The sequence below is a fragment of the Iodidimonas nitroreducens genome, assembly GCA_000710935.1.
Classification (GTDB): domain Bacteria; phylum Pseudomonadota; class Alphaproteobacteria; order Sphingomonadales; family Rhodothalassiaceae; genus Iodidimonas; species Iodidimonas nitroreducens.
The window spans coordinates 92,699-102,496 of record BAYV01000008.1 but is presented as its reverse complement, the minus strand read 5'-3'; the positions used below and the strand labels follow the sequence as shown (position 1 = coordinate 102,496).

Sequence of the window (9,798 nt, the reverse complement as noted above, 5' to 3'; positions counted from 1 at the left end):
TGAAGACCCCCCATTAAAAATGGGGGGATTACCCGGGAGGTTCTGATCACAACTGAAGGGGAAAATGGTGCCGGCTGAGGGACTCGAACCCCCGACCTTCGGTTTACAAAACCACTGCTCTACCAACTGAGCTAAGCCGGCCAAAACATGATCAGCACATAATAGATCAGGCTGATCGCCCATAATGCGGCGGACCGTATGCGCGCTTGCCAACAGAATCAATTGAAAAACACAGCGCCAAAAAAATTTCGACGCAAATTTCAGCAAAAAATTTCAGCGAGTGGGATGATGCGTCTTGACATATGCGTATAGGTGTTTTACTAAGCTAGTACACCAAGGCGATATGGCACGAATCAATCGCCACGAACGACAGCAAAACGATGACAGCGCGGCTATCACCGGCGAAGCGACCCCGAAAAAGAGGAGAGGCCCGATGGTCATAACAGCGAGGAGCAACATCATGCAAAAACCCTTAGCCCTTCAATCACCCCTTTTGCCAATATCCCCCTTCGGAGCAGCCATGGGCCAGCGAACTTTGCCTTATGGCGGATCGGGGGGTGGGCGCATCCATCATCAAATGCAGCCCCCGGCGATCCGCTTTGGGAGCCTTGATCGATTGGGTAAGCGGTGCAGGGCCTGAGTGGGCACCCCCCTCATGGTTTGTTTGACGCTTTTGGTTTTGCCCGGGAAAGGACATTCATGATCACGTCGGATTGGACGGACGATCAGCCTATCTATCGGCAGCTCAGGGATAAGGTTGTGAACGCCATCATCGAGGGAGACCTCAAGGAAGGCGAAGCGCTGCCATCGGTCCGGGCTATTGCCGTGGATTTGCAAATCAATCCCATTACGGCATCCAAAGCCTATCAGGAACTGGTCGCAGAGGGGCTGGTGGAAAAACGCAGGGGTCTTGGCATGTTCATCATCGATGGGGCGCGCCATAGGGTTCTGGAAGATGAACGCAGACGATTTCTGCAAGAAGAATGGCCGCGCATCGTGGAGCGGGTCCTGTCACTGGGGCTTGATCGCGAACGACTGCTGGCGATTTTCGATGAACAGGAAGGAACGAAATGATGTCGCAAACTGATGCGGCGACCCTGCGGCCCGCCATTATCGAGGCGCAGGGCCTGCGTAAATCCTATGGCCGTTTCACGGCCTTGCAGCCCTGCTCCTTCACCATCCCCCTTGGCCGGGTTTATGGGGTGATCGGCGCCAATGGCGCAGGCAAAACCACATTATTGAATGCGGTTTTAGGGCTGATAAGGGCCGAGGGCGAGGTGCGGGTGCTGGGCCTTGATCCGGCGAAAAAGCGCGATGCCCTGATGCAGGATATCTGCTTCATCGCCGATGTGGCGACCTTGCCGCGTTTCATGAAGGTGCAGCAGCTTTTATCCTATGTGGAAGGCGTGCATCCGAAATTTTCCCGCGCCAAAACTCTTTCTTATCTGGAGCGCACGAAAATTCCCATGAACAAGCCGATCAAGGCTTTGTCGAAGGGCATGGTCACCCAGCTTCATCTGGCGATCGTGATGGGGATCGATGCCCGCCTTCTGGTTCTGGACGAGCCGACCCTGGGCCTTGATATTCTTTTTCGTAAAGCGTTTTACCGTGATCTTTTAGAAGATTATTTCGATGAAGAACGGACCATCATCATCACCACCCATCAGGTGGAAGAGATCGAAAATATCCTCACCGATGTGATCTTTATCAAAGACGGGGCGATCACCCTCGATGCCTCGATGGAATATCTCGAAAGTCGCTTTGCCGAGGTGACGACGGGCCCTGAAAAGCTGGCCGAAGCGCGCGCCCTTCACCCGCTTTATGAGCGCACGGCTTTGGGCCGTACCTCATTCTGCTTTGATGGGGCGGATCGCGCGGCCTTGAAAGCTCTGGGTCCGGTGAAGCGCATGTCGCTTGCCGATATCTTCATCGCCAAAATGTCGGGAGATGCCCAATGAGCAAGATCAAAGCCCTGCTTTGGCGGGAAACCATCGAACATAAATCCGGCATGATCATCGCCCCCATCATCATTCTGGCCCTGATGACCGCGATGACCGTGGGCACCTTTCTATTCGGCTTGGGGGATATCGATTTCCTCAATCGAGACCATGGTTCAAATTTCGGCGGCTTATTGAATAGTCTGGCGGAAATGGATGCGCCTTTGCGCGCCGGAGCCGTGATTTTGTTTCTGAGCACGATGACCATGCCTGCCCTGATGGCGCTGCCGATCATCATCTTTTTCATCCTTTTGGGGGCGCTTTATGAAGAGCGCCGGGATCGCAGCTTTCTGTTCTGGAAATCGATGCCGGTGTCCGATACCGCCGAAGTGATGACCAAACTGGCCGGGGCGCTGCTTTTGGCACCCGCCCTCTTCATTGCTATCAGCATTGTGTTTCAGCTTCTGCTTTTGCTGCTGGTCAGCCTGATCGGGGCGGTGGAAGGCGGCCCGGTGAGGGCGATCTGGCCGCTGGGGGCGATTGTGCTGAATTGGCTCTACACGCCCTTTTACATGCTGTTCTGGGCATTGTGGGCCTTGCCGATTTATGCCTGGGTGCTGCTTGCCGGCTCTTTTGCCCCGCGTGCGCCTTTCATGTTTGCGCTGGTGCCCCCGGTTGTTCTGGGGGTGATCGAAAAGGTTTTGTTCGATAGCTATTATCTGGCGCGATGGGTGGGCCAGCATTTCGCCGCATCGCCAATGATGGAGGCAATTGTGGGCAGTTCCTTTGCCAAAAAGGCAGGGGCGATGACCGATTCCGATATGCCCGCGTTCGTCCGTTTCCTGTCCGCCCCCGATTTTGCACCGCTTTTCAATAGCCTTGCGCAGGCCGATCTGTGGCTGGGGCTGGTGATTTCGGCGGCCTTCATTTACGGCGCCATCTGGTTCCGGCGCTATAGCATCTAAGCCAAAAAGCGGCGGGTGCGTGGCCCTGCGCTGCCGCCCGCCGCACCATAAAAATAAATATCAAGCAACAACAGCGAGAAGAAGGATATGTTCGATGATTGATCCCCGCATTCTGGCCCAAACCCTGACTGCAACCGATCTGCCACTGGCGTTGATCCGCCATGCCAATCGCCCTCATCAACAGCGGGCAGGTGCGCGAAAAGCGCTGAAAGACTGAACCCGACCATCAGATCGATCCGGCCCCTTCTTTCAGGGCTGGCTTTGGCTAAGGGCATAAAGGGCCACGGCTGCCGCATTGGATACATTAAGGCTGTCGATCAGGCCCCGGCTGGGGGCCAGCGCAATTTTGGCCAGAATATCGCAATGGCTGCGGGTCAGGGGGCGCAGGCCGCGCCCCTCAGCCCCCAGCACCAGCACCAGAGCCGGGCCTAAATCCACCTGTGCCAGATCGGTGTCGCCTTCACCGGCAAGGCCAATGCGCCAATAACCCATCTCTGCCAATTGATCGAGGGCGGCGGAAATATTGGTCACCCGCACCCAGGGCACGATATCCAGCGCGCCCGATGCCGCCTTGGCCAGAACCCCTGATTCGGGCGGCGCATGGCGATCTTGTGTGATCAGACACTGCGCCCCAAAAACCGCTGCACTGCGCAGGATCGCCCCCACATTATGGGGATCTTCCACCTGATCGAGCATGATGATCAGGGACCGGCCTTCCTTTTGGGGCGGAAAATCATGGAGGCTGCGCGGCGGCAAAGGATGGGCTTCCAGAACAAGGCCCTGGGTTGGGGTTTCGGCGGGCACCATGGCAGCCAGACTGCGCGGATCGGTCAGCCGGACGGCCAGACTTTGGGGGATGTCGATTTCGGCCCCCAAGGCTTTGTGGGCGGCTTCTGTGGCATGGAGGCGGATGGTGTGGCGGGCGGGATTGGCCAAAGCCGCGATCACCGCATGGCGGCCATGGATCAATAATCCGCCGGGCGGGGATGGCCGATGATAAGCCTTGGGTTTATGATCAGCCCCGGTTTTGTGATTGCCCCCGGTTTTTTGGTTGGGATCGGGCCTTGCCATGCGCTTTTGTCCGGGCGCAGATTTTGGCCGAGAGGGGTGATTTTTGCGCGGTTTTCCAGTCTGTGTCATGGCTGTGCTATAGGCAGTCGGGAAAAAAGGTGCAAGTCCCACGCAGTTTTCCATGACAGGAATGTTGACAACCCGTTCAATTTGCGGATAGTCCGGCCCCACGCGGATGGATGTTCGATCATCGCCGCATGGATATGGAGGGGTGGCCGAGTGGTTAAAGGCAGCAGACTGTAAATCTGCCGGGTTTCCCTACGCAGGTTCGAATCCTGCCCCCTCCACCATCCAGACTTGGCCACCATCCAGACTTGGCCACCATCCGAACTTGGCTACCATCCGAATTTGGCTACCATCCAAGTTCGGCCACCATCCGGGATCGGCCCGATGACAAGGCAAGGCCAGATCTGCGCGGGCGTTGTGTAATGGTAAGACCCTAGCCTTCCAAGCTAGAGATACGGGTTCGATTCCCGTCGCCCGCTCCACTGGTGTTTTCCACAGAAAAGCCTGAAAATGAAAAGCCTGCGCCCTTGGTGCAGACAATCCCTTGACCCGAAGAAAATCGGTGATTATGAGGACGCCCTGTAGGCTGTCGCGCGCGGGTTGATGCCCCGGCTCAGCCAGCCCGCCTCGTGTAGGCGCGCATAGATTTGACAGTCGAGCAAAGGACCAGGAAATGGCGAAGGCGAAATTTGAGCGGAACAAGCCGCATGTGAACATTGGGACGATTGGCCATGTTGACCATGGCAAGACGACCCTGACGGCGGCGATTACGAAGGTTTTGGCGCTGACGGGCGGCGCGACGTTCACGGATTATGCGAATATTGATAAGGCGCCAGAGGAGCGGGAGCGTGGGATCACGATTTCGACCTCGCATGTGGAATATGAGACGGAAAACCGTCACTATGCGCATGTGGATTGCCCGGGCCATGCGGATTATGTGAAGAACATGATCACGGGTGCGGCGCAGATGGATGGAGCGATTCTGGTTGTTTCGGCTGCGGATGGCCCGATGCCGCAAACGCGCGAGCATATTCTGCTGGCGCGTCAGGTTGGTGTTCCTTCGCTCGTTGTTTTCTTGAACAAGGTTGATCAGGTTGACGATGAAGAGCTTTTGGAGCTTGTTGAGCTTGAGATTCGTGAGCTTTTGAGCGCCTATGAATTTCCTGGTGATGATATTCCGATTGTTTCGGGCTCGGCGCTTGCGGCTTTGGAAGACAAGACGCCTGAGATTGGTGCGACGAAGATTCTGGAATTGATGGCGGAAGTTGATCGCTATATTCCGACGCCTGAGCGTCCGATTGACAAGCCGTTTTTGATGCCGATTGAAGATGTGTTTTCGATTTCGGGCCGTGGGACGGTTGTGACGGGCCGTGTTGAGACGGGCATTGTGAAGGTTGGCGAAGAAGTTGAGATTGTTGGGATCACGACGACCCGGAAGACGACGGTGACGGGTGTTGAGATGTTCCGCAAGCTGCTTGATCAGGGTCAGGCTGGTGACAATATCGGCGCGTTGCTGCGCGGGATTGGCCGGGATGATGTTGAGCGGGGTCAGGTTCTGGCGAAGCCGGGTTCGATCACGCCGCACACGAAGTTCAATGCGGAGACCTATATTCTGACGAAGGAAGAAGGGGGCCGCCACACGCCGTTTTTTGCCAATTATCGTCCGCAATTTTACTTCCGGACGACGGATGTGACGGGGACGGTGACCTTGCCTGAGGGCACGGAAATGGTGATGCCGGGTGATAATGTGACGATTGGTGTTGAATTGATTGCGCCGATTGCCATGGATGAAGGCCTGCGATTCGCGATCCGCGAAGGTGGTCGCACGGTGGGTGCCGGCGTTGTTGCGTCGATCGTTGCCTGATTGATCATCGCCTGAATTGAAGATAGATCCGCAGCAAATGCGGTTGGATAAGACAAAATAATGGAAAAAGCGGGCGTCCTGCCGTGGGTTTACGGTTGGAGATGCCCGCTTTCTCATCCCTCAGACGGATGCTTCCCCTTGATGGCTGGGCCGCTTGTGGCGCATGGATCACGGGAATTTCCGTCTCATTTGCCGTTTGATCAAGAATTAGGTTGAACGGTTGAGCCTGTCGCGCTAAGTCCCCTCCGTTGCGTCTTCTTCCAGAAGGGGTGACGGCGTGGAGGAGTGTAGCTCAATTGGTAGAGCACCGGTCTCCAAAACCGGGGGTTGTGAGTTCGAGTCTCGCCACTCCTGCCAGCGCCGAGAGGATATGTGCTGTAATGTGATCGATGGTCGCATTATGTATTCTGTAGCCACGGATAACGAAACGGACGAAGACATGGCCAAGACAAGCCCTGCACAATTTGTGCGGCAGGTGCGCCAAGAGCTCGATAAAGTGACGTGGCCCTCACGCCGCGAAACGTCGATCACGACTGTCATGGTGGGCATCATGGTGGCCTTGACCGCGATTTTCTTTGTCGTGGTTGATATGGGTCTGTCATGGGGTGTGTCGACGATTCTCGGTTTCGGAGGGTAAAAGAGTGGCAGATCCGCGCTGGTATATTATTCACGCTTATTCCGGTTTCGAGAAGAAGGTGGCCGATTCGATCAAGGAGCAGGCTGAATTGCAGGGCCTCGATCCATTGATCGAAGACGTGATCGTGCCCACTGAGGAAGTGGTTGAGATCAGAAAAGGCCAGAAACGCACGGCCGAACGAAAGTTTTTCCCCGGCTATCTGCTGGCAAAGATGGTGATGAACGAACAGACCTATCATCTGGTGAAAAACACCGGTAAAGTGACTGGCTTTCTGGGCCCGCAGGGCAAGCCGGTGCCGATCAGCGAGGCCGAAGCGGACCGCATTTTGCATCAGGTGAAGGAAGGCGTGGAGCGTCCGCGTCCGACCATTCAATTTGAAGTGGGTGAAGAAGTGCGAGTGAAAGATGGCCCCTTTGCCTCGTTCAATGGCATGGTCGAAGAAGTAGACGAAGAACGCTCGCGGCTCAAGGTTTCGGTTTCGATTTTTGGCCGGGCCACGCCTGTGGAGCTTGAATTCGCTCAGGTCGAAAAGTCCTGATTGAAATAAGGCCGGCGCGGATGCCTTAGGTGTCTGCGTGCGGCTTTCATCGCGCGGGAGGCCAGCCAGGGCCGTTACCGCGCCCCTTTCGAACTGGTGCCCGGCCGATCCGGGCAGAGAGGAACTGACATGGCAAAAAAGATTACCGGCTATATCAAGCTGCAAGTGCCAGCCGGTGCTGCCAATCCGTCGCCCCCCATCGGGCCGGCGCTTGGACAGCGCGGCGTAAATATTATGGAATTCTGCAAGGCGTTTAATGCGGCCACAGAAAAGCTGGAAAAAGGCATGCCGATTCCCACCGTCATCACGGTGTATCAGGATCGCTCCTTTACCTTTGTGACCAAAACCCCGCCTGCCAGCTATTATCTGAAGCGCGCCGCCAATATCAAAAAGGGCGGCGTGACGCCGGGTAAGGCATCGGTCGGCACGGTGACCGCGGATCAGATCCGCGAAATCGCCGAAGCCAAAATGCCGGATCTGAACGCCCATGATCTGGATCAGGCAATGAGCATCATTGCGGGTTCGGCGCGCTCGATCGGCCTGACCGTGGAGGGCATGTGAGATGGCACATCTGAGCAAAAGAATGAAGGCGCTGGCGGGCCAGGTGGATCGCGAAAAGGAATATACGATTCCCGAAGCCATCGGCATCCTGCAATCGGTGAAAGCCACGAAATTCGATGAAACCGTTGAAATCGCCATGAATCTGGGAGTTGATCCCCGCCATGCCGATCAGATGGTGCGGGGCGTTGTCTCGCTTCCCCATGGCACCGGTAAAACCATGCGCGTTGCGGTTTTTGCCAAAGGCCCGAAGGCGGATGAAGCTTTGGCCGCCGGAGCCGACAAGGTGGGCGCTGAAGATCTGGCCGAAGAATTTGCCAATGGCAATATCGATTTCGACCGGATCATCGCTACCCCCGATATGATGGCGGTGGTGGGCAAGCTGGGCCGGGTTCTGGGCCCCAAGGGTTTGATGCCCAATCCCAAGCTGGGCACCGTGACCATGGATGTGAAAAAAGCCGTGACGGATGCCAAAGCCGGTCAGGTGCAATATCGGGTTGAAAAAGCCGGTATCGTTCATGCGGGTATTGGCAAGCTGAGCTTTGATGCCGGGCAGATCGAGGCCAATGTGCAGGCCTTCATTGCCGCCATCATCAAGGCAAAGCCCGCAGGGGCCAAGGGTAACTATCTGAAAAAGGTGGCGATCACCTCATCAATGGGCCCGGGTTTGAAAATTTCGGTTGCCAGCTTCAGCTGAGGCGGCGATCTGAAAAGAGCGGTTTTGCCGGATGTTTTTGGCGAAACCGATCGGGGATCGGCCGTATATCGGCCGGTTCTTCTGTCCGAGATTGCAGGTGCCGGGCGTTTTCCGTGCGATTATTTGGCTTTGCCAGATAATGGAAAACAAGCGGCTTAATCGATCACAGATCGGGGCCTGCATGAGACGGGGTGACGATGGCCGGTTTGGCTTTGCAGGGGTTTTTGTGCTTTTGTGAAGCGGCTGGTTGAAACCGAGTTCCGATGGTTGGTCACAAGGCCGCCTTTCGGTGCCGGAATGCCCCCGGACAGTGCGTGGCGTGCCGTTTTCGACGGCACGTCTGGTGCAACCTGGAGAGACAATGATCGATTGTCTGTCCCAACAGGAGGCGAGAAGTGGATCGAGCCCAAAAGAAGGAGCTGGTCGCGTCCATGCAGGACGTCTTCTCCGCTGCCCCCGTTGTGGTGGTCACACACTATAAGGGGCTTTCGGTAGCGGAAATGTCTGATTTGCGCGTTCAAATGCGTGCAGTCGGGGCCGACTTCAAAGTGACGAAGAACCGGCTCACCAAAATCGCGCTTCAAGGCACCTCATCGGAATCGATTGCGGACCTGTTCACGGGTCCAACGGCAATCGGCTATTCCGATGATCCGGTGGCGGCACCCAAAGTGCTGGCCAGATTTGCCAAAAAGAATGACAAGCTGGTCATTCTGGGCGGCGTTCTGGATGGACAGGCGCTTGATGCGGATCGCGTCAAGGCCCTGGCCGAACTGCCTTCGCTCGACGAATTGCGTGGTACGCTGGTGGGTCTGTTGCAGGCCCCCGCAAGCCGCATCGCCAGAGTGTTGCAGGCCCCCGGTGGACAGGTCGCTCGTGTCCTGGCCGCTTATGCCGAGAAGCAAGACGCTGCGTGAGCTTGATACCCAATCATTGGAATGAGACCCGCTTGAGGGTCATATGGAGTTAAAAATGGCTGATCTTGAAAAGATTGTTGAAGACCTGTCGAACCTGACCGTTCTGGAAGCTGCTGAGCTGTCCAAACTGTTGGAAGAAAAATGGGGCGTTTCCGCCGCGGCTCCGGTTGCCGTTGCTGCGGCCGGTGCGGCCGGTGCTGGCGAAGCCGTTGAAGAAAAGACCGAATTTGACGTGATCCTGACCGCCGCCGGCGAGAAGAAAATCAATGTCATTAAGGAAGTGCGGGCCATTACCGGTCTTGGCCTCAAAGAAGCCAAAGATCTGGTTGAAGGTGCGCCCAAGCCGGTCAAGGAAGGTGTCAATAAAGAAGACGCCGCCAAATTGAAGGCTCAGCTTGAAGCCGCTGGTGCGTCTGTCGAGCTGAAATAACGTCACGCTTTAACGCGCGATGGTCGGGCTGGGGGCAAATCTGCGCCCCCGGCCCGCAGGTGTCTTTCCCGGTAAGGCTTATGTCTGCGGGGATTGGGCCGAGGCTCCCTGAAACGGGAGCAACAAGGGGTCCGGGCCGGGTTGGCTTGGGGCCTGATGGAATTTATGATGTCGGGGAGAG

At 56.4% G+C, this 9,798-nt stretch carries 12 protein-coding genes and 4 tRNA genes; 14 read left to right on the top strand and 2 right to left on the bottom strand.

Translation table 11 applies throughout. The annotated features are described in order from the left end of the window. Nucleotides 1-65: 65 nt before the first annotated feature. Nucleotides 66-141, bottom strand: a tRNA-Thr gene (locus AQ1_RS03295). Nucleotides 142-702: 561 nt separating this feature from the next. Between AQ1_RS03295 and AQ1_RS03285 the strand changes: the two genes are divergently transcribed. From AQ1_RS03285 to AQ1_RS15400, 4 genes are all read left to right on the top strand, one after another. Further along, nucleotides 703-1,074, top strand: a complete 372-nt coding sequence (locus tag AQ1_RS03285) for a GntR family transcriptional regulator (protein WP_390624420.1) — start codon at nt 703-705, stop codon at nt 1,072-1,074. Further along, nucleotides 1,071-1,958 (top strand): ABC transporter ATP-binding protein, encoded by an 888-nt coding sequence (locus tag AQ1_RS03280; protein WP_462686943.1) that lies wholly within the window; start codon nt 1,071-1,073, stop codon nt 1,956-1,958. Before AQ1_RS03285 ends, AQ1_RS03280 begins: the two co-directional genes overlap by 4 nt. After that, entirely contained in the window at nt 1,955-2,902 is a 948-nt protein-coding gene (locus AQ1_RS03275; protein ID WP_042084147.1) for a hypothetical protein, read from the top strand. The genes AQ1_RS03280 and AQ1_RS03275 overlap by 4 nt, the downstream gene beginning before the upstream one ends. Before the next feature lie 94 nt (nt 2,903-2,996). Continuing rightward, nucleotides 2,997-3,119 carry a hypothetical protein gene (locus AQ1_RS15400; protein WP_313982513.1) on the top strand — a complete coding sequence of 41 codons (123 nt, stop codon included), beginning with the start codon at nt 2,997-2,999 and terminating at the stop codon, nt 3,117-3,119. Nucleotides 3,120-3,151: 32 nt separating this feature from the next. On the opposite strand, the gene AQ1_RS03265 is transcribed toward AQ1_RS15400, so the two are convergent. Then, nucleotides 3,152-3,973, bottom strand: a complete 822-nt coding sequence (locus AQ1_RS03265) for a TrmH family RNA methyltransferase (RefSeq protein WP_081837041.1) — start codon at nt 3,971-3,973, stop codon at nt 3,152-3,154. Between the two features lie 205 nt (nt 3,974-4,178). Here AQ1_RS03265 and AQ1_RS03260 point away from each other — a divergent pair. The 10 genes from AQ1_RS03260 to rplL all read left to right on the top strand — a co-directional run bounded on the left by AQ1_RS03260 (nt 4,179) and on the right by rplL (nt 9,617). Beyond that, nucleotides 4,179-4,263, top strand: a tRNA-Tyr gene (locus AQ1_RS03260). 124 nt (nt 4,264-4,387) lie between these two features. Beyond that, a tRNA-Gly gene (locus tag AQ1_RS03255) sits at nt 4,388-4,461 on the top strand. Between the two features lie 191 nt (nt 4,462-4,652). Further along, complete coding sequence (gene tuf / locus AQ1_RS03250; protein WP_042084119.1) at nt 4,653-5,843, top strand: elongation factor Tu; 1,191 nt, start codon at nt 4,653-4,655, stop codon at nt 5,841-5,843. A gap of 281 nt (nt 5,844-6,124) precedes the next feature. Further along, a tRNA-Trp gene (locus AQ1_RS03245) sits at nt 6,125-6,200 on the top strand. Nucleotides 6,201-6,225: 25 nt separating this feature from the next. Next, entirely contained in the window at nt 6,226-6,480 is a 255-nt protein-coding gene (secE, locus tag AQ1_RS03240) for a preprotein translocase subunit SecE (protein ID WP_161760395.1), read from the top strand. A 4-nt stretch (nt 6,481-6,484) separates the two neighbouring features. Further along, nucleotides 6,485-7,018, top strand: a complete 534-nt coding sequence (gene nusG, locus AQ1_RS03235; RefSeq protein WP_042084144.1) for a transcription termination/antitermination protein NusG — start codon at nt 6,485-6,487, stop codon at nt 7,016-7,018. Between the two features lie 129 nt (nt 7,019-7,147). After that, the gene (rplK, locus tag AQ1_RS03230) at nt 7,148-7,579 is read left to right on the top strand and encodes a 50S ribosomal protein L11 (RefSeq protein WP_042084142.1); all 432 of its coding nucleotides are present in this window, start codon (nt 7,148-7,150) and stop codon (nt 7,577-7,579) included. A gap of 1 nt (nt 7,580) precedes the next feature. Then, on the top strand, nt 7,581-8,273 hold the full coding sequence (rplA, locus tag AQ1_RS03225; RefSeq protein WP_042084141.1) for a 50S ribosomal protein L1: 693 nt from the start codon (nt 7,581-7,583) through the stop codon (nt 8,271-8,273). Between the two features lie 395 nt (nt 8,274-8,668). After that, on the top strand, nt 8,669-9,187 hold the full coding sequence (gene rplJ, locus AQ1_RS03220; protein ID WP_042084138.1) for a 50S ribosomal protein L10: 519 nt from the start codon (nt 8,669-8,671) through the stop codon (nt 9,185-9,187). A 55-nt stretch (nt 9,188-9,242) separates the two neighbouring features. Next, entirely contained in the window at nt 9,243-9,617 is a 375-nt protein-coding gene (gene rplL, locus AQ1_RS03215) for a 50S ribosomal protein L7/L12 (protein ID WP_042084135.1), read from the top strand. Nucleotides 9,618-9,798 lie beyond the last annotated feature (181 nt).

What these genes read in the sequence shown, in the direction of transcription:
- AQ1_RS03280 (WP_462686943.1), top strand. Translation starts at nt 1,071, where the DNA reads ATGATGTCGCAAACTGATGCGGCGACCCTGCGGCCCGCCATTATCGAG.
- AQ1_RS03275 (WP_042084147.1), top strand. Translation starts at nt 1,955, where the DNA reads ATGAGCAAGATCAAAGCCCTGCTTTGGCGGGAAACCATCGAACATAAA.
- AQ1_RS15400 (WP_313982513.1), top strand. Translation starts at nt 2,997, where the DNA reads ATGATTGATCCCCGCATTCTGGCCCAAACCCTGACTGCAACCGATCTG.
- AQ1_RS03265 (WP_081837041.1), bottom strand. Translation starts at nt 3,973, where the DNA reads ATGGCAAGGCCCGATCCCAACCAAAAAACCGGGGGCAATCACAAAACC.
- tuf (WP_042084119.1), top strand. Translation starts at nt 4,653, where the DNA reads ATGGCGAAGGCGAAATTTGAGCGGAACAAGCCGCATGTGAACATTGGG.
- rplK (WP_042084142.1), top strand. Translation starts at nt 7,148, where the DNA reads ATGGCAAAAAAGATTACCGGCTATATCAAGCTGCAAGTGCCAGCCGGT.
- rplA (WP_042084141.1), top strand. Translation starts at nt 7,581, where the DNA reads ATGGCACATCTGAGCAAAAGAATGAAGGCGCTGGCGGGCCAGGTGGAT.
- rplL (WP_042084135.1), top strand. Translation starts at nt 9,243, where the DNA reads ATGGCTGATCTTGAAAAGATTGTTGAAGACCTGTCGAACCTGACCGTT.